The organism is Algoriphagus chordae, from assembly GCF_003254055.1.
GTDB classification, from domain to species: Bacteria; Bacteroidota; Bacteroidia; order Cytophagales; family Cyclobacteriaceae; genus Algoriphagus; species Algoriphagus chordae.
Genome location: NZ_QKZT01000011.1, coordinates 1 through 16,755 on the forward strand (window position 1 = coordinate 1; position 16,755 = coordinate 16,755).

Sequence of the window (16,755 nt, forward strand, 5' to 3'; positions counted from 1 at the left end):
CATCCGGCAACGGACACCGGTCATCGGACATCAAGATTTAGGCGGCCTAGCGCAGGGGTCCCACCTCTTCCCATCCCGAACAGAGAAGTTAAGCCCTGCAGCGCCGATGGTACTGGGGTTACACCCGGGAGAGTAGGTCGCCGCCTCATTTATTCAAAAGCCAGCTTTAACAGCTGGCTTTTTTGCGTTCAAGCCTTTCTTATTCACTCAGCACGACAGCCGGGAGAGCAGCCACCGATAGGAATCGGGAGCAGCCTCATTTATTCAAAGCCTTTTGGTTAATTCCAAAGGGCTTTTTGGTTTTATAAACTTTTTGGAATTCTACCCACCACCCGGGAGAGCAGCCCACGATAGGAATCGGGAGCCGCCTCATTTATTCAAAAGCCCTTTGGTTCATTCCAAAGGGCTTTTTGGTTTAAGACATTTTGTTTGCTCATTACACGCTCCACGATAGCGATCGGGAGCCTTTTTGTTTATTCAAAGGCCATCTTTATAGCTGGCTTTTTTTGCGTTCAAGCCTTACTTATTCTCTCAGCATCTCAGCCGGGAGCGCAGCCCACGATAGGAATCGGGGGCCACTTCATTTATTCAAAGCCGGTTGATTCATTCCAAAGTGCTTTTTGGTTTTAGACAGTTTGTTTGCTCATTACACGCTCCACAATAGCGATCGGGAGCCTTTTTGTTTATTCAATGGCCATCTTTATAGCTGGCTTTTTTGCGTTCAGGCCTTTCTCATTCACTCAGCAGCTCAGGCTAAGGAAGTTTTTACCAGATTCCGAATTGCTTGAAATGATGCATAAAGTGCTTGGTATGAAACTTCTCCCATTCTTCATGATTTAGCCTACTAAAGCGGGGATGTATTGTATCGATATTTGGTTCATAAGCGAAGAATTCATTATAGGCAACTATGCTGTCTACCAATTGCTGTTTGGCTTCATCTAAATCTACACTTCTCAAAGGATGCAAGTCTCCTGCTTTTACTCCAGGGGCAAGTACTCCGCGAGGGAATTCCATACTAGTTTCCAGCAATGCTCTTTTTTGAAATTTTTGCTTTTCGCTCAATTCAAATTCTGGAATCTTAATTCTATTGTATGATATTTTCACAGTGATAGTCAAATGTTCTACCATATGCTGTGGCGTCATTATTCCGAATTGTGCTGGAGTATCAGCTTTTAAGTTCTTTAGCTTTTTCTCAATCAGTTTACTGTCCATTTTTGGTCTCTTTAAATTTTAAGGTACAAAAAAAGCGCTTGATCTCTCAAACGCTTTTTGGTGATTAGGAAACTTTAAATCTTAGCTTCCGCACATTTCGCAATTATCTGGATCATCTAGAGAACATGCGATAGCATCTTGTTTCTGTGATTTTACTTCCACTATTTCTTGTTGGCCTTTTTCTACCTTCGGCTCAAATCCAGTCTTGTCTAAGGTGAATTTGATAGCCCCTACAGCCGCTTGAGATCTCAAGTAGTACATACCTGTTTTCAATCCTTTCTTCCAAGCATAGAAGTGCATAGAGGTCAACTTACCGAAGTTCGGATCCTGCATGAAAACGTTCATACTTTGAGACTGGCATATGTATGCTCCACGATCGGCAGACATGTCGATGATGATTTTTTGAGAAATCTCCCAAACAGTCTTGTAAATATCTTTGATGTGCTGAGGGATACCCGGTACATCTTGCACGGAACCGTTGGTAGAAATCAACCTATTTCTCATGGTATCATCCCAAAGACCCAATGCAATCAAGTCCTTCATCAAATGCTTATTCACAATAATGAACTCGCCTGATAGGGTTCTTCTCGTGTAGATATTAGAAGTGTAAGGCTCAAAGCACTCATTGTTGCCCAAGATTTGAGAAGTAGAAGCAGTAGGCATAGGAGCCATCAAGAGTGAGTTTCTCATTCCATACTTCTTCACTTTCTCTTTCACTTCAGTCCAATTCCATCTTCCTGATCTTGGAGTAACTCCCCAGAGGTCAAACTGCAATTCACCTTTTGAAGCCGGAGAACCTTCGTACGTCTCATAAGTACCTTGCACTTTGGCTAGTTCCATGGAAGTCTCCACAGCAGCAAAATACATGGTTTCGAAAATATCTTCATTCAATCCTTTCGCTTCAGGAGAATCAAAAGGCATGCGAAGCATAATAAATGCATCTGCAAGTCCTTGGATTCCTAGACCGATAGGACGGTGACGGAAGTTTGATCTTTTCGCTTCTTCTACTGGGTAGTAGTTTACATCAATCACCTTGTTCAGGTTCTTGGTTGCTACTTTTGTGATTTCATATAATTTCTGATGGTCAAAGAATAATTTTCCATCAGGGCCTTGTCTTACAAATTTTGGAAGTGCAATGGAAGCCAGGTTACATACAGCTACCTCATCTGGAGCTGTGTACTCAATGATCTCTGTACATAGGTTAGATGACTTGATCGTACCTAGGTTCTTCTGGTTGGACTTGCCATTTGCAGCATCTTTATAAAGCATGTAAGGAGTACCTGTCTCGATTTGAGATTCTAATACTTCAAACCAAAGTTCTTGGGCTTTGATCGTCTCACGTGCTTTACCTTCTCTCTCATATTTTTCATAAAGTCTTTCGAACTCCTCTCCGTGACAGTCAGAAAGTCCTGGAGCTTCATGTGGACAAAATAGTGACCAATCTAAATTTTGCTCAACACGCTTCATAAATAGATCTGGAATCCAAAGTGCGTAGAATAAATCTCTAGCTCTCATTTCTTCCTTACCATGATTTCTCTTCAGCTCCAAGAAATCTTTGATGTCCGCATGCCAAGGCTCTAAGTAGATAGCAAAGCTTCCTTTTCTTTTTCCACCGCCCTGATCCACATAGCGAGCAGTCATATCGAAGTTTCTAAGCATTGGCACAATACCATTGGAAACGCCATTTGTCCCTTTGATATAGGAACCCTTGGCTCTTACGTGGTGAATAGAAAGGCCAATACCTCCAGCAGATTGGGAGATCTTAGCACATTGCTTCAGCGTATCGTAGATTCCGTCAATGCTATCATCCTTCATCGTTAGCAAGAAGCATGAGGAAAGCTGAGGCTTAGGTGTGCCAGCGTTGAAAAGGGTAGGAGTAGCGTGTGTAAACCACTTCTCTGAAAGAAGGTTGTAGGTTTCGATGACAGAGTCCATGTCCTCTTTGTGTATCCCAACAGCCACTCTCATCAACATATGCTGAGGACGTTCTACTACTTTTCCATTCAGACGGATCAAGTAACTTCTCTCCAAAGTCTTGAATCCAAAATAATCATACCCAAAATCCCTTTTGTAATCAATCGCTGCATCTAGTTTTGCTGCGTGATTTTTGATGATGCCATATACTTCTGGATCCAACAATGCTGCATTTTCATTGGTTATTGGATTCACATGAGTATAGAGCCTTTTCATCGTATTTGAAAATGACTGGCTAGTAGTTTTGTGAAGGTTAGAAATAGCAATTCTTGCAGCCAAGATTGCATAGTCTGGATGCTTCACTGTGAGGGAAGCACAAACTTCCGCAGCTAGGTTGTCCAGCTCAGTAGTGGATACTCCATCATACAAACCGTCGATGACCTTCTTGGCAACATCGATGGGTTGGATAAATCTAGGATCCAATTCATAGCATAGGTTTTCAATTCTAGTTGTGATTTTGTCGAATCGAACTGATTCTCGCCTTCCGTCTCTTTTTAATACTAGCATTTCTTTGGGATTTTTTGTTGATGGATAAATGGATTAGTTAGAAGTCTTCGCCAATGGAGAATCTTGGTGAATCATCTGTGCCTTCGTTTGATTTCATGACTCCTGCTTTTTGGTAATCACCTACTCTTTTCTCAAAGAAATTGGTCTTCCCTTGAAGCGAAATCATATCCATGAAATCAAATGGATTGGTGCTGTTCCATATTTTGTCGCATTCTAGTTCACCTAAAAGGCGATCAGCTACAAACTCAATATATTGGCACATCAAATCAGAATTCATACCGATGAGTCGTACTGGAAGTGCGTCTGTGACGAATTCCTTTTCTATTTCTACAGCATCTTTAATGATCTGTCTTACCGTTTCTTTTGGTAGTTGATTGTTGAGGTGCTGCGTATAAAGGTGACAAGCAAAGTCGCAGTGCAATCCTTCGTCACGAGAGATTAGCTCATTGGAGAAGGTAAGACCTGGCATCAAGCCTCTTTTCTTAAGCCAGAAAATGGAGCAAAATGAACCAGAGAAAAAGATTCCTTCAACTGCTGCAAAAGCGATCAAGCGCTCTTGGAAGTTTCCGTTGTCAATCCATCTCAAAGCCCAATCGGCTTTTTTCTTCACACAGTCGATGTGCTCCATTGCGTTAAGCAATTTGTCACGCTCTCCCGCGTCCTTGATATAGGTATCTATTAATAAGCTATAAGTCTCAGAATGAATGTTTTCCATTGCGATCTGGAAACCGTAGAAAAATTTTGCTTCTGTATATTGTACTTCAGAAACAAAGTGTTCGGCCAAATTCTCGTTTACTATCCCATCGCTGGCAGCAAAAAAAGCAAGTACGTGAGATATAAAGTGACGCTCGCCATCATTTAAAGCTTTCCAGTCCACCATATCCTGACCTAAGTCTATCTCTTCGGCTGTCCAGAAGCTAGCCTCGGCCTTCTTATAATACTGCCAAATGTCATTGTGTTGGATTGGGAATAGAACAAAGCGATTTTTATTCTCTTCTAATATTGGTTCGTACTGCATGCTAATTGATTTTTTAAGCGTAATAAATTTGCTCTTATAAATATTTCCGTTCGCTTGAGGATAGGAAAAGCTGTCTTTACAGAACAGCCTTTGAGCAAATATGTGAATCAAAATCGGGAAATAAAACCTGTGAAGTTCCAGTTTAATAGAGTTTCTGAACGAGGTTCAATAAGTCTATATAAATCAATAAATCAAATGATTACACTCAGTCTAATATAGCTTTAGATTAATTTAATAGGCTATTATTGGAGGTTAGAAATAATTTGAAATAATTCAGAAAAAGATTTTCAACCAAAATTCAAGAACTTTGTTGACCTTAAGTCAAGTGTTTTTCATTAATAACTAGGCTGCTCAATATTTTGATCATCAAGCTGTTGAGATAAAAAAGTTAATTGCTTCACAAATGATTTTCGATTATAATTGGCTTTTATTTGGGAATTATGTAAGGTGATTTGCCCCAAAATGGTAAGGGTGGAAAAGTTTCCGAATAAATCCGAAATAATATTTTAGAGCGCTGTTTTTTTGTTTTGTATAACTTGTCTATATTTGCACTCCGATTTCAAAAGAATCAAGAACTATGTACGCAATTGTAAACATCGCAGGAAAGCAGTTCAAAGTAACGCAAGATCAGTTCGTCTATGCTCCAAAGCTAGACTTAGAAACTGGCGCTTCCATCGAATTCGACCAGGTACTATTAGCTGAGGCTGATGGATCTGTGTCCGTAGGAGCTCCCCTACTTAAAGGAGCATTGGTAACTGGGAAAGTCCTAGATCATGTAAAAGGTGATAAAGTCATCGTCTTCAAAAAGAAGCGCCGTAAGGGCTACAAGAAGAAGAACGGTCATAGACAAGACTTCACTAAAGTATTGATAGAAACAATTTCACTCTAAGTTTTCCTTTCCGAAAACTATAAAAGAATAAAACCATGGCACATAAGAAAGGCGTCGGTAGTTCCAGAAACGGTAGAGAATCAGAATCTAAGAGATTAGGTGTGAAGAAATTTGGTGGCGAAGTAGTAATCGCTGGAAATATTATCGTAAGACAAAGAGGAACCTTACATCACCCAGGTGAGAATGTAGGACTTGGTAAAGATCATACCTTGTTCGCTACAGCTAACGGAGTGGTAACCTTCAGAAAGAAATATGATGGCAGATCATACGTAAGCGTATTGCCTGCTGAAGCTTAATTTTAAGCAATCAATTTTGATAGCTCCTTCATTTGAAGGAGCTATTTTTTTTTGCTAATTTTTTTAGGCTAATCAAGGCTAGGTATTCACTTGACTTTTTTAGACTATATACTTCCGATTGGATAGTTGCTTGATCAAATTGTTTTCGCAATAAAGCCCAACCGATTTTATCAGTTGGGCTTATCGTCTTGGTAGATAGATTTTATATAAATACTATTTTCTGCCTGCCAGGAAACTCATATCTATATGATTAACAGTAAACGTGAGAATTGATGCTGCTTAGATCTTCCAGCTTCCCAAACAATGGCACTGAGGTTAAAGGCTTCGTAGTGGGTCTGCTTATTAGATTTTAAAACGGTTTATAGCTCAGCACTTGGTCTATAAAGGTAGTCGCGCTTTCTGGTGAAATAATCAAAATAAATGCGATACCGAAAATGGCTCCATATAAGTGAGCATCATGATTGATTGCATCGTCTTGATTTTTTCCTTTAAAATAGGAATAGAGAAGAAATAGTACTCCCAAAATAAATCCAGGTAAGCACAGTATCCCAAATAAACAAATATCTGATAGTGGGAGAATAATGATACTGGCGAAGACAGTCGCTGCAGTTCCACCGGAAGCTCCCAATGCTCTATAGTAGCTGTTGTCTTGGTTTTTTAGATAGGTAGGGATGTCTGAGATGATAATTCCCAACAGATAAAATAGTACATAGACTACACCACCGATCACTACGCCAAACTTATAAGCAAGTATTTGCTCAACTACTCCTCCAAAGAAGTAGAAAGTGAACATGTTGAAGAAAAGATGGATATAGTCTTTGTGGATAAACCCGGAGGTAATGAATCGATCCCACTGGCCATTTCGCTTGATTTTATAGGGAGTAAACATGCAGCGTTCCATATAGGCCGCATTATTTATTCCATAATAACTGCTAATCCCAGTGATAATAATCAGGACAATTGTAATAGATAATGTCATTTATTTTTCTCTGTGAATTAGGTCCTGTGTAATTTTCTTAAGTTCGAGGAAATAGTCTTCGTTTTTGAAATGGATTGCATCGTATTGTGCAAATCCAGCTTCGAAATAGGAATTCATCTTAGTTTCAGTGATCGTTTTGATACCTAGCTTCTCATAAATTCCCCGTACGGCTTTCACTTTTTCGTCCTTGTCGAAGTCAGTTTTAGCGAGCCAATAGTTTAGCGCTTCTGCATCTTCACCTTCAGCTAGTTCAAGTGCTTTTATCAAGAGGAAGGTCTTCTTATTGGAAATGATATCTCCTCCAACCTGTTTCCCGAATTTAGCCTGATCTGCGAAAACGTCTAATAAATCGTCTTTCAGTTGAAAGCCAACTCCGACATTCACTCCGAAATCATATAGTTTCTGTGCGTCACCTTGCTCTGCTCCGGCTAGTAAAGCACCAAGTTTTAATGCGAATCCTAGTAGTACCGCAGTTTTCAAGCGAATCATGGTAAGATATTCCTCTTCATGTACAGCCTTCAAGGTCTCGAAATTCATATCGAACTGCTGTCCTTCACAAACCTCAGAAGCGGTCTTATTGAACAAGCGAATGACTTCTCCAAGTTTATTGGTTTCAGTTGCTAGGAGTAGATCATAGGCTTTGACTAACATTACGTCGCCAGAAAGTATGGCTACATTATTATTCCATTTTACATGGACTGCTTCCTTCCCTCGTCTTAGAGGCGCATCGTCCATAATGTCGTCGTGCATCAGTGTGAAGTTGTGAAAAACTTCTACTGCAGCTGCTTGACTCAGGATTGTTTCTGGATCAGTTTTATAGATCCCATAGGCTAATAAACTAAGCAGAGGACGGATTCTTTTTCCGTCCAGGCTTAGAATATAGGTAATGGGTTCGTAAAGTTCTCGTGGTGACTTTCCTATTCCCGCATCTATGGGGAATTCATGCTGGATATAGTTCTCCAGCTTACCTAACAGGGCGTGCGCGTGGCTTTTTTCTGTCATTATCTGCAAATTCCAAATCAATTGTTCTACGGTCAATATCGGTATTAACTACCCTGACCTTTACTTTGTCGCCCAAAGTGATCATTTTTTTCGTCTTCGAGCCAACTAAACGCATGTTTTTCTGGTCGAAATCATAGTAATCGTCATCCATGTCCTGAACACGTATCATGCCTTCGCACTTTGTTTCTGTGATCTCTACAAAAACTCCCCATTCAGTCACACCAGCTACAATTCCCTCGTAATCTTTGTCTTCTGCTAGTGACATAAACTCCACTTGCTTAAACTTAATAGAAGCTCTTTCTGCATCAGCAGCACGTTTTTCACGCTCTGAAGAGTGTACGCATTTTTGCTCCCATGCTTCTGCGTCAGGAGATTTGCCTCCTTCAATATAATGCTCAAGTAGCCTGTGTACCATCATATCTGGATATCGACGGATAGGAGAGGTGAAGTGAGAATAGTGCGCAAAGGCAAGTCCAAAGTGTCCTTTGGGTTCGGTTGTGTACTTGGCTTTGGCCATACTTCGTATCGCCAGCTGCTCGAGCACATTTTGCTCAGGCTTTCCTTGTATATCTTCCATTAGCTTATTCAGCGCTGTGGAAATGGTGTTCTCATTTTCTATGTCAAATGCATGACCAAATCGCCGTGCGAAGCCTGAGAAAGTGTCCAATCGCTCCATGTCCGGAGAATCGTGTGTTCGATAAATAAAGGTGTCTTTCCCTTTATTCATATTGAAAATAAACTCAGCGACATATTTGTTAGCCAAAAGCATAAACTCTTCGATGAGCTTATGAATATCTTTTCGCTCTTTGATCATCAAGCCTAGAGGAGTGCCCTTTTCGTCCAGTTTGAATTTTACTTCTACGGTTTCAAAGTTGACTGCACCATGTTTGAATCTACGTTGGCGGACTTTCTTTGCCATTACATTGAGCAAGGTCAGTTCTTCAAAGTAGTCACCTGATTGATTGTCTATATTTTCCTGAGCATCTTCGTAAGCATATCTTCGATCAGAGTGGATGACAGTTCTGCCAATCCAATGTTTCTTCACGTTGGCCTCGTCATCCACTTCGAATACGCAGGCAAAAGTCAGCTTGTCTTCATTTGGGCGAAGAGAGCAAAGTCCATTACTCAATCGTTCGGGAAGCATAGGGATTGTTCTGTCCACGAGGTAGACAGAGGTAGCTCTATTGTAAGCCTCTTTTTCCAAGGCGGTTTTGGGCTGCACGTAGTGCGTCACATCAGCAATGTGTACACCGATCTCATGATTGCCATTTTCCAGTTTTCTATAGGAAATAGCATCATCGAAGTCCTTTGCGTCTGCCGGATCAATCGTGAAGGTCAGGATGTCTCTGAAATCCTTTCTTTTTTTGATTTCTTTGGCAGTGATCTTTTCAGAAATAGCTTCAGCTTCTTTTTCAGGTTCCTCAGGATACTCGAATGGTAAGCCGAATTCTGCCATGATGGAGTGAATCTCCACTTCATGTTCTCCAGCTTTTCCAAGGACACGGATTACTTCTCCAGTAGGATTTTTGTCTCCATCTCTCCATTCGGTGAGTTTGACAACAACTTTTTCGCCGTGTTCAGCACCTTTCAGATCTCCTCGATGAACGAAGATATCCTTGTGCATTTTCTTGAAATCTGGAACGATGAATGCAAAGCGAGGTGATATTTCCACTCTTCCTACGAATTCATCTCTGCTTCTTTCTACTACCTCGAGCACTTTGCCTTCTACCCGGCCAGTTTTGCCTTTGAGTGGGTAGATCATCACGCGAACCTTGTCCCCATCAAGTGCTTGCTTGAGGTCTGCTTCTTTGACCAATATATCTCCCTCGACCTTTTCAGGATCAAGTGGGACTATAAATGCAAAGCGTGGATTTACAAAGTCCACAATACCTTCGATGAACTCAGGATCTTGTGTGGACGAGTAATAATTTCTAGGATTTCGAGAAACTGACCCAGCTTCTACTAGTTTGCTTAGTACTGGTTCCACACCTCCTTTGGTAAGGGCGTCACGGATTTCCAGTTTCTTAATGATTTGCTTGGAGTTGAATTCTTCTCCGAAGTTTGCGTCTAAAAATTGAAGGATACGACGAGCCAAGCTGGCTGCGTCCGTGTGTTTTTCTCCTTTATTTTTATGTGTTTTTTTTCTGTCTGTTTTTCTTCCCATGATTTGGGTTGTTGATAAGGGTTAAGGTAAAAAGATTTATGTCCCTGCGCCCATTAATCTTTGTGATCTTTTTGTGAATCGTCTAAATGGATGATTTCTATTACAATGTCATCCGACTGTGGATGCATAGCCATATATACTCGAGCTGTGACCTCCACATCTCTCAGGCAATATTTTTTGATTTTTTCTACGTCTTTTTCCAGATGAAAAGTAGTGTTGACCTGACTTCCGTCAAGATCATCTTTTGAAGATGGAATTCCAAAAACTGAAGCTAAAAGCTCCAAGCGGGTGTAATGTTTATAGTCTCCAAACTTCCAAAGCTCCATCGTGTCGAGATGGCGAACCTCCCAGGGCTTTTTCCCTGCGATCTGTAAAGGCTCTGGCAAAGCTACTCCTTGGATGAGCATTCTTCGACAGAGGTATGGAAAATCAAATTCCTTGCCGTTGTGAGCGCAAAGAATCCATTTTTTCTTTTCTAACAAAGCCTTGAATTCCAAAAGAAGTTCCCGTTCGTCCTCATTTGCAAAACATTTTGACCTGAAATCCAGTTTTTTATCTTTCTTTTTCCATTGAAAATATCCCACGCCGACACAGACTACCTGCCCAAATTCGGCATGAATTCCAGCTCTATCAAAGTATAAAGCTCCTGGATCATGAATGACTTCTTCGCTTTGGATCAGACGTTCTTTTCTAAGCCATTCTTCCTGAATCCGCTCTGGCAGTTCTTCGAATTTTTCAGTAACTGAGGCTGTCTCAATATCTAGAAACAGGATGTCGTTTAATTGATCAAAAAAATCTGCCATAAGCGTAGATTATGAGTGGAGAACTCCTTCTAGGCCAATTTCTGGGATCATCTGTATAGATCCCGCATCCAAACTGCCTGGAGTAAAGATAAACTTTTTATCAAAAATCTGATCCATAATATAATAACTCACCCAAAACTCATTGGTTAATACAAAAACTGCAGGGTCAATCGGCTCGACTTTGGCTACTGCCTGCTCCGCCAGCTCTTCTAACATATGTCGGAGGGTAGATGTTTTCTTTACTTCGCCATTTATCTCTCCATAGCCCCTGGAAGTGATCATGACATTCTTCAGCTCAATCAAATTCAAATTAATAATATATACAGACCAGACTGTACCAGTAGCAGTTTCCTCTTTTGCGATAGCGAGTTTTACTCCTGTGGCTGGCTGAAAATCAATGTCTTTCTTCATAATACTTCTATGCTCTCCATTTCAAATAAATCTATCAAATGCTCTTTTACTCGTGCTTTGACCTCCAGCATATCCACTGCTCGGCCTAGCTCTAGATGAAGTGAGGTCACTGCTTTGTCATCGATTCCGCAGGGGATGATGTGTCCAAAATAGCTGATGTCTGCATTGACATTGAAAGCAAAACCGTGCATAGTCACCCATCGACTGGATTTCACACCCAAAGCACATATTTTTCTAGGGTTTTTTTGCTCAATATGATCAATCCAAACACCAGTTAATCCGTCTATTCTTCCGGCTTCAACTCCATAATCCGCCAAAGTCAAAATGATAGCTTCCTCTAGAAGTCTCAGGTATTTGTGAATGTCAGTGAAGAAATTGTCCAAGTCCAAAATCGGATATCCTACTAGTTGACCAGGTCCGTGGTATGTGATGTCTCCTCCACGGTTGATCTTGTAAAACTTTGCCTGATGATCCCTAAGGCCAATATCATCCAAAAGTAGATTTTCTTCTTTACCACTTTTCCCGAGTGTATAGACGTGTGGATGCTCCACAAATAGCATGTAGTTGCTGCTGGGAGATTGATCTGCTGCTGCCAAAGGACGATTACGGATTTTCAAAGCCACCGTTTCTGCAAATATCTGCTCTTGATAGTCCCAAGCTTGCTGATAATCTAGCTGTCCAAGATCTCGGAATTCTACTTTTTTATTAATAATTTCATTCATCGGATAGTCCCGAGGGATTTACTTTTCAACTGAACCTCACTAGGGTTCGTTCCTTGATTTTTCAAAATTAAACAAATATCCAAGATGGCTGAGCACAACGATTCCGGAAAACTTGCAGAGCAATTAGCTGCTGATTGGCTAGTGGCTAAGGGATACGAATTTGTAGAAAAGAATTACAGACACTCACATGCCGAGATAGATTTGATCATGAAGCATCGGGGATTGTTAATTTTTGTTGAAGTTAAATTCAGATCTGGAACTGGCTTCGGATTTGCAGAAGAATTTGTGGATTCGACTAAACGTAAACTGATTATTAAGGCAGCTGATCATTTCATTTATGAAAATGATTGGCATAAGGATATCCGCTTTGATATTATTGGTGTTTACAAGGACCGGACAGGAAATGTTAATTTCAGGCATTTTGAAGATGCTTTCTACTAAATAATCACTACCATTTTAATTTTACCCAAACATGAAAAAACTTTCATTAACCGTATTCTTTGCCTTGATGGCAATCGTAGTAATCGCACAAGATGCTAAGAAAGACCAAAGGATAGAGGAAGACGCAACTGATGCCAAAGCTGCTTTTCTAAAGGATGATCCAGATATGTCTAAATTTTTTAGTAGCTCATATGGTTATATTATTTTGCCTAATGTAGGTAAGGGAGGATTTGGAATCGGTGGAGCTGCTGGAAATGGAGTTGCATATCAAGGCGGAAGCAAGGTAGGTTATGCCAAAATGACTCAGGTTACTATTGGTTTCCAAGCTGGAGGACAGGCCTATTCAGAGGTCGTGTTCTTTGAAGATGAGGAGGCATTTGAGCGATTCAAAAACAGTAAAGTAGAAATGTCGGCTCAGGTATCAGCAGTTGCCGCAGCGGAAGGGGCTTCGTTAAATGCTAAATATGTCGAGGGTGTAGCTGTGTTTACGCTTGCAAAAGGCGGCTTGATGTATGAGGCCTCTGTAGGTGGTCAGCAATTCAAATTCAGAGAAAATTAAGAATTAATTGTCTTTTCGATAGACCAGGTTTCCGTCCTTATCCCATTCAGCACGGATATAGGGGCGGAAATTTTTGGTGTAAGCTGTTTCCTGATATTGAATCTCACGCTTTCGGATGGTTTTGGAATTGTTGGTGTCCCAATATTGTGTCCATAGCCCGACTTTTTCGCCAAATTGGTATTCTCCAGTTACGGCGACCTGCTTATCTTCATAGAAGTAGAAGTAATTTCCCTCTTCTAATCCGTATTGCACAGGGATGATCTCCTGAATAGACTTGGTGGTTTGATCGAAATAGCGAGTTCTTGATTCCCGAGGCCAACCTTCATTGAAGTGGTTCTTGTCCTGAAGCACATTGTTTGCATCATAGAGCATCCAGGTTTTATGCTTGGTGCCGTAGTAGAACATACCACTTTCCACCACTTCTTCATTGACTAAACGCTCATAGGGGCCATGAAGTAAGTAGCCCTTGCCTGTTTCATAATCCTTGGTTTTGATGCTTTTTTCTTGGGGGTCAAACCAATAAACATCACGAATATAAGGGTCTGGTTGACGATTTGCGTCGGTGTAATTGAAGTGCTCAAAAAACTGTTGTCCTCGAATTTCTTGACGGGTATACCCTTTTTTGGTTTTTATCCCGAACCATTCATTCTTACGAGCTTTCTTCTTTTTCTCCTTTTTTTCTTCCTTTTCCTTGGAGTCATCGAAAAGTAGCAAAGGCATAGTGGTGGGAAGAAGTCGATTTACCACACCACTAGAATCAGGATCTGATTTGGGTTTTGTCTCTTCATCTTGGGCAAGAGAAACCTTGCTCAAAAGTAGGAGGAAAATAAAACTGATATAAAATCTACTCATCTATAAGAAAAACGCAATTTACTTCTGTGTATTTTATCCAAAAATAACATTTCGAGATCAAAAGCCACCGATTGTTTAGATTTTATAATCTTCTCTCTATTTTTGTGGAATTTGTAAAAAAATCTCTCAAACAATGAATTCTATTTTATCAGACCGGATAATCAATATGGAGGAATCAGCCACTCTTGCCATGGCAAAAAAAGCAAGAGAGCTGAAATCACAAGGAGTTGACATCATCAGCCTTAGTTTAGGTGAGCCAGACTTCAAGACTCCAAAGCATATTCAAGAGGCTGCAAAAGATGCAATCGACGAAGGAAAGTACTTTTCATATCCTCCTGTAGCGGGTTATCAGGATCTGAGAGAAGCTATCGCAAAGAAGCTTCGTGAAGAGAATGAAATCGCTGAAGCAAAAGCTGAAAACATCGTAGTATCTACCGGAGCCAAGCATTCCATTGCCAATGTATTTATGTGCATGATCAATGAAGGCGATGAGGTGGTGATCTTCTCTCCATACTGGGTGAGTTATGCCGAAATCATCAAATTGGCGGGTGGTGTTCCAATTCTGATCCAAGGTACTTTGGAGAATAACTTCAAAGCTACTGCCGCTCAATTGGAGGCTGCTATCACAGCTAAGACAAAAGGTGTAATCTTCTCATCTCCTTGTAATCCTACTGGATCAGTATTTAGCAAAGAAGAGTTAGAGGCGATCGCTGAGGTAGTGAAAAAGCATGAGAATGTCATGGTAATTGCGGATGAGATCTACGAGAAGATCAACTTCGCAGGAAGAAATTATAGCATTGGCTCTTTTCCAGGTATGTTCGAAAAAACAGTAACTGTAAATGGTTTCTCTAAGGGATATGCCATGACAGGCTGGAGAGTAGGATACATCTGTGCTCCTGTATGGATGGCAAAAGCTGTAGAGAAAATCCAAGGGCAGTTTACTTCTGGAGGAACAGGTATCGCGCAAAGAGCTGCGCTGGCTGGTATCATTGGAGACCAGACTCCTACTACAGAGATGGCTAATGCTTACCTAAGAAGAAGAGGTTTGGTACTTGATTTACTTCGTGACATCCCAGGTATCAAAACTCACGTACCTGAAGGAGCATTCTATTTCTTCCCAGATGTGACTGCTTTCTTTGGCAGATCTGCCAAAGGCCATGAGGTGAAAAATGCAGATGACCTTTGTCTATATCTATTGGCTGAAGCTCATGTATCCTTGGTGACAGGTGCTGCTTTCGGAGCTCCAGATTGTATTAGACTTTCATATGCTGCCTCAGATGAGGAATTGGTAGATGCACTTAGCAGAATGAAAAAAGCACTCGGTGACTTAGCTTAATAAATCAACTCTTAACCCCGGCAAACGTCGGGGTTATTTTTTGCCTAAGTAGAAAGGCTTATTTTTGAGAAAAATTACCCTATGGACGAAGTAATCGTAATCACCCCCGTCAAAAATTCTCTAGGAACGACCTTAGATACTGCTAGAGCTATTGCTGGCTCCACTGTAGGGATAAGGCATATTATTTTTAACGACTTCAGTACAGAAGAGACTAAGGCGGGTTTAGAGCAAAATAAGTCGGTGATTGGTTATGAGCTTGTTCATTTGGAGGATCATACAGATCATCCTTCGCCTAATTATAAATTGGTGCTTCAGATGGCACAGAAGATGGCCAATGAGGCCAAGTTGCCTTTATTAGTGATAGAATCTGATGTGGTAGTGAAGTCGGAGACGATTGCAGATTTATTGAATTTTCAGAAAGGAAATGGGAAATCAGGTTTGGTAGGATCCGTGACAGTAGATGAAAAAGGGATAGTGAATTTCCCGTATTTGAAATTCAAAGGAGTGAAAGAACCAGTAATAGATACTGCCAGAAGTCTGAGTTTTTGCTGTACACTGTTCTCTACGGACTTTCTGAAAGCATATGATTTCTTGGGATTGGATGAAGCCAAAGATTGGTACGATACTTTTATATCGAAGAAGTCTATCGAACTGGGATTTAAAAATCATGTACTGATGAATGCTCCAGTCTGGCACAGGCCGCATGCGAGCAGACCTTGGAAACAATTGAAATACAGTAATCCTCTGAAATACTATTTCCTGAAGTTTTGGAAGGGAATGGATAAGATTTGATTAGAGTTTTCCCAGCATTTTCATCAGGTTGTTGTAAGGTCTTGACCAAGTGCGTTGAAATCGAAGTGGGCCATTGAGTTCTCTTTCGAAAAAATCCATGTGTTTAGCATTTAGGTAGGCAATCCGCTCTCTCTTCTTTTGATTGGTTCCAGTTTTCTTTCTTTTACTACCGGCATGAATCCTATAAAAAAATCCAGTGAAAGGTAATTTCACAACCTCCCCATCATTTTTTAGCATTTTGATCCAAAACTCCCAATCTTCTCTCCCCATAGTCATGTCTTCAGAGAAACCATCCACGGCTTCCCAATCTGACTTACGAAATAGAGCGCATGCAAAAATCATATTATCTCTCGCCAACAAATTTCTGCTAAATGGTTTGAGTGCCCAATGTTTTCTTCCAAATTCCCCGAATTTCTCTGCCTCGCAATAGACTACTTTTACAGAAACCTGTTGATCCAAAATTTTTGCAGCTTCAGATAAGTAATTATCTGAAATTAAATCATCTGCACCGAGTGGAAATAAATAGGCTCCAGTTGCTGCCTTGCATCCAGTATTTAAAGCTGAGGATATCCCAGCATTAGCTTGACTGATTATATTTATGGCACTATGTTTTTCAGCAAGCTTGGAGGCGATGGCCAAAGAATTATCAGTGGAGCCATCATTTACTACAATTATTTCGAGCTGTTTGTGTTTGGAGTTTAGTGCAGAAAGAAGTGTTTCTTCCAAATATTTCTCACCGTTATATACGGGGATTACGAGTGTGATTAGAGATTCAGACATTGTTTTAAGAATTTTGTA

General features: G+C 40.6%; 17 protein-coding genes and 1 rRNA gene. 7 read left to right on the plus strand and 11 right to left on the minus strand.

The window, feature by feature from the left end; genetic code table 11:
* Positions 1–37: 37 nt before the first annotated feature.
* Positions 38–149 (plus strand): 5S ribosomal RNA (gene rrf, locus LV85_RS12840).
* Between the two features lie 616 nt (positions 150–765).
* On the opposite strand, the gene LV85_RS12845 is transcribed toward rrf, so the two are convergent.
* The 3 genes from LV85_RS12845 to LV85_RS12855 all read right to left on the minus strand — a co-directional run bounded on the left by LV85_RS12845 (position 766) and on the right by LV85_RS12855 (position 4,711).
* Positions 766–1,212, minus strand: a complete 447-nt coding sequence (locus tag LV85_RS12845) for a DUF1569 domain-containing protein (protein WP_111320045.1) — start codon at positions 1,210–1,212, stop codon at positions 766–768.
* Between the two features lie 81 nt (positions 1,213–1,293).
* On the minus strand, positions 1,294–3,693 hold the full coding sequence (locus tag LV85_RS12850; protein WP_111320047.1) for a ribonucleoside-diphosphate reductase subunit alpha: 2,400 nt from the start codon (positions 3,691–3,693) through the stop codon (positions 1,294–1,296).
* A gap of 37 nt (positions 3,694–3,730) precedes the next feature.
* On the minus strand, positions 3,731–4,711 hold the full coding sequence (locus LV85_RS12855; RefSeq protein ID WP_111320049.1) for a ribonucleoside-diphosphate reductase small subunit: 981 nt from the start codon (positions 4,709–4,711) through the stop codon (positions 3,731–3,733).
* Positions 4,712–5,288: 577 nt separating this feature from the next.
* Here LV85_RS12855 and rplU point away from each other — a divergent pair.
* Together rplU and rpmA are read left to right on the plus strand one after the other, a co-directional pair.
* Positions 5,289–5,600, plus strand: a complete 312-nt coding sequence (rplU, locus tag LV85_RS12860) for a 50S ribosomal protein L21 (protein ID WP_111320051.1) — start codon at positions 5,289–5,291, stop codon at positions 5,598–5,600.
* A gap of 35 nt (positions 5,601–5,635) precedes the next feature.
* The gene (rpmA, locus tag LV85_RS12865) at positions 5,636–5,896 is read left to right on the plus strand and encodes a 50S ribosomal protein L27 (RefSeq protein WP_111320053.1); all 261 of its coding nucleotides are present in this window, start codon (positions 5,636–5,638) and stop codon (positions 5,894–5,896) included.
* A gap of 349 nt (positions 5,897–6,245) precedes the next feature.
* On the opposite strand, the gene LV85_RS12870 is transcribed toward rpmA, so the two are convergent.
* The 6 genes from LV85_RS12870 to lipB are packed head-to-tail and all read right to left on the minus strand — an operon-like array spanning position 6,246 to position 11,977.
* Positions 6,246–6,875: a rhomboid family intramembrane serine protease gene (locus tag LV85_RS12870; protein WP_111320055.1), complete on the minus strand. Its 630-nt coding sequence runs from the start codon at positions 6,873–6,875 to the stop codon at positions 6,246–6,248.
* Entirely contained in the window at positions 6,876–7,877 is a 1,002-nt protein-coding gene (locus LV85_RS12875; RefSeq protein ID WP_111320057.1) for a polyprenyl synthetase family protein, read from the minus strand.
* Positions 7,840–10,041 carry a ribonuclease R gene (gene rnr, locus LV85_RS12880; RefSeq protein ID WP_111320059.1) on the minus strand — a complete coding sequence of 734 codons (2,202 nt, stop codon included), beginning with the start codon at positions 10,039–10,041 and terminating at the stop codon, positions 7,840–7,842. Before rnr ends, LV85_RS12875 begins: the two co-directional genes overlap by 38 nt.
* A 53-nt stretch (positions 10,042–10,094) precedes the next feature.
* The gene (locus LV85_RS12885) at positions 10,095–10,844 is read right to left on the minus strand and encodes a 3'-5' exonuclease (RefSeq protein WP_111320061.1); all 750 of its coding nucleotides are present in this window, start codon (positions 10,842–10,844) and stop codon (positions 10,095–10,097) included.
* A gap of 9 nt (positions 10,845–10,853) precedes the next feature.
* Complete coding sequence (locus LV85_RS12890; RefSeq protein WP_111320063.1) at positions 10,854–11,255, minus strand: hypothetical protein; 402 nt, start codon at positions 11,253–11,255, stop codon at positions 10,854–10,856.
* A complete protein-coding gene (gene lipB / locus LV85_RS12895) occupies positions 11,252–11,977 on the minus strand; it encodes a lipoyl(octanoyl) transferase LipB (RefSeq protein ID WP_111320065.1) in 726 nt (241 codons plus the stop codon). Before lipB ends, LV85_RS12890 begins: the two co-directional genes overlap by 4 nt.
* Positions 11,978–12,061: 84 nt before the next feature.
* Here lipB and LV85_RS12900 point away from each other — a divergent pair, with 84 nt between their 5' ends.
* Both LV85_RS12900 and LV85_RS12905 read left to right on the plus strand, forming a co-directional pair.
* A complete protein-coding gene (locus LV85_RS12900; RefSeq protein WP_111320067.1) occupies positions 12,062–12,418 on the plus strand; it encodes a YraN family protein in 357 nt (118 codons plus the stop codon).
* A 31-nt stretch (positions 12,419–12,449) separates the two neighbouring features.
* The gene (locus tag LV85_RS12905; RefSeq protein WP_111320069.1) at positions 12,450–12,977 is read left to right on the plus strand and encodes a YSC84-related protein; all 528 of its coding nucleotides are present in this window, start codon (positions 12,450–12,452) and stop codon (positions 12,975–12,977) included.
* Positions 12,978–12,980: 3 nt separating this feature from the next.
* Here the strand turns inward: LV85_RS12905 and LV85_RS12910 are convergent, their stop codons facing one another.
* Positions 12,981–13,829: a toxin-antitoxin system YwqK family antitoxin gene (locus LV85_RS12910; protein ID WP_111320071.1), complete on the minus strand. Its 849-nt coding sequence runs from the start codon at positions 13,827–13,829 to the stop codon at positions 12,981–12,983.
* Between the two features lie 133 nt (positions 13,830–13,962).
* Between LV85_RS12910 and LV85_RS12915 the strand changes: the two genes are divergently transcribed.
* Both LV85_RS12915 and LV85_RS12920 read left to right on the plus strand, forming a co-directional pair.
* Positions 13,963–15,165, plus strand: coding sequence for a pyridoxal phosphate-dependent aminotransferase (locus LV85_RS12915; protein ID WP_111320073.1), 1,203 nt, complete (start codon positions 13,963–13,965; stop codon positions 15,163–15,165).
* A gap of 81 nt (positions 15,166–15,246) precedes the next feature.
* Positions 15,247–15,957, plus strand: coding sequence for a glycosyltransferase family 2 protein (locus LV85_RS12920; protein WP_111320075.1), 711 nt, complete (start codon positions 15,247–15,249; stop codon positions 15,955–15,957).
* Here LV85_RS12920 and LV85_RS12925 read toward each other — a convergent pair whose 3' ends face one another.
* Complete coding sequence (locus LV85_RS12925; protein ID WP_111320077.1) at positions 15,958–16,737, minus strand: glycosyltransferase family 2 protein; 780 nt, start codon at positions 16,735–16,737, stop codon at positions 15,958–15,960.
* Positions 16,738–16,755: the final 18 nt, after the last annotated feature.

Bases quoted from the DNA above. Each gene is read 5' to 3' on its own strand.
- LV85_RS12870 (WP_111320055.1), bottom strand. From the start codon at position 6,875: ATGACATTATCTATTACAATTGTCCTGATTATTATCACTGGGATTAGC.
- LV85_RS12845 (WP_111320045.1), bottom strand. From the start codon at position 1,212: ATGGACAGTAAACTGATTGAGAAAAAGCTAAAGAACTTAAAAGCTGAT.
- LV85_RS12915 (WP_111320073.1), top strand. From the start codon at position 13,963: ATGAATTCTATTTTATCAGACCGGATAATCAATATGGAGGAATCAGCC.
- LV85_RS12900 (WP_111320067.1), top strand. From the start codon at position 12,062: ATGGCTGAGCACAACGATTCCGGAAAACTTGCAGAGCAATTAGCTGCT.
- LV85_RS12905 (WP_111320069.1), top strand. From the start codon at position 12,450: ATGAAAAAACTTTCATTAACCGTATTCTTTGCCTTGATGGCAATCGTA.
- LV85_RS12855 (WP_111320049.1), bottom strand. From the start codon at position 4,711: ATGCAGTACGAACCAATATTAGAAGAGAATAAAAATCGCTTTGTTCTA.
- LV85_RS12920 (WP_111320075.1), top strand. From the start codon at position 15,247: ATGGACGAAGTAATCGTAATCACCCCCGTCAAAAATTCTCTAGGAACG.
- LV85_RS12885 (WP_111320061.1), bottom strand. From the start codon at position 10,844: ATGGCAGATTTTTTTGATCAATTAAACGACATCCTGTTTCTAGATATT.
- LV85_RS12925 (WP_111320077.1), bottom strand. From the start codon at position 16,737: ATGTCTGAATCTCTAATCACACTCGTAATCCCCGTATATAACGGTGAG.
- LV85_RS12910 (WP_111320071.1), bottom strand. From the start codon at position 13,829: ATGAGTAGATTTTATATCAGTTTTATTTTCCTCCTACTTTTGAGCAAG.
- LV85_RS12850 (WP_111320047.1), bottom strand. From the start codon at position 3,693: ATGCTAGTATTAAAAAGAGACGGAAGGCGAGAATCAGTTCGATTCGAC.
- rpmA (WP_111320053.1), top strand. From the start codon at position 5,636: ATGGCACATAAGAAAGGCGTCGGTAGTTCCAGAAACGGTAGAGAATCA.
- rnr (WP_111320059.1), bottom strand. From the start codon at position 10,041: ATGGGAAGAAAAACAGACAGAAAAAAAACACATAAAAATAAAGGAGAA.
- rplU (WP_111320051.1), top strand. From the start codon at position 5,289: ATGTACGCAATTGTAAACATCGCAGGAAAGCAGTTCAAAGTAACGCAA.
- lipB (WP_111320065.1), bottom strand. From the start codon at position 11,977: ATGAATGAAATTATTAATAAAAAAGTAGAATTCCGAGATCTTGGACAG.
- LV85_RS12890 (WP_111320063.1), bottom strand. From the start codon at position 11,255: ATGAAGAAAGACATTGATTTTCAGCCAGCCACAGGAGTAAAACTCGCT.
- LV85_RS12875 (WP_111320057.1), bottom strand. From the start codon at position 7,877: ATGACAGAAAAAAGCCACGCGCACGCCCTGTTAGGTAAGCTGGAGAAC.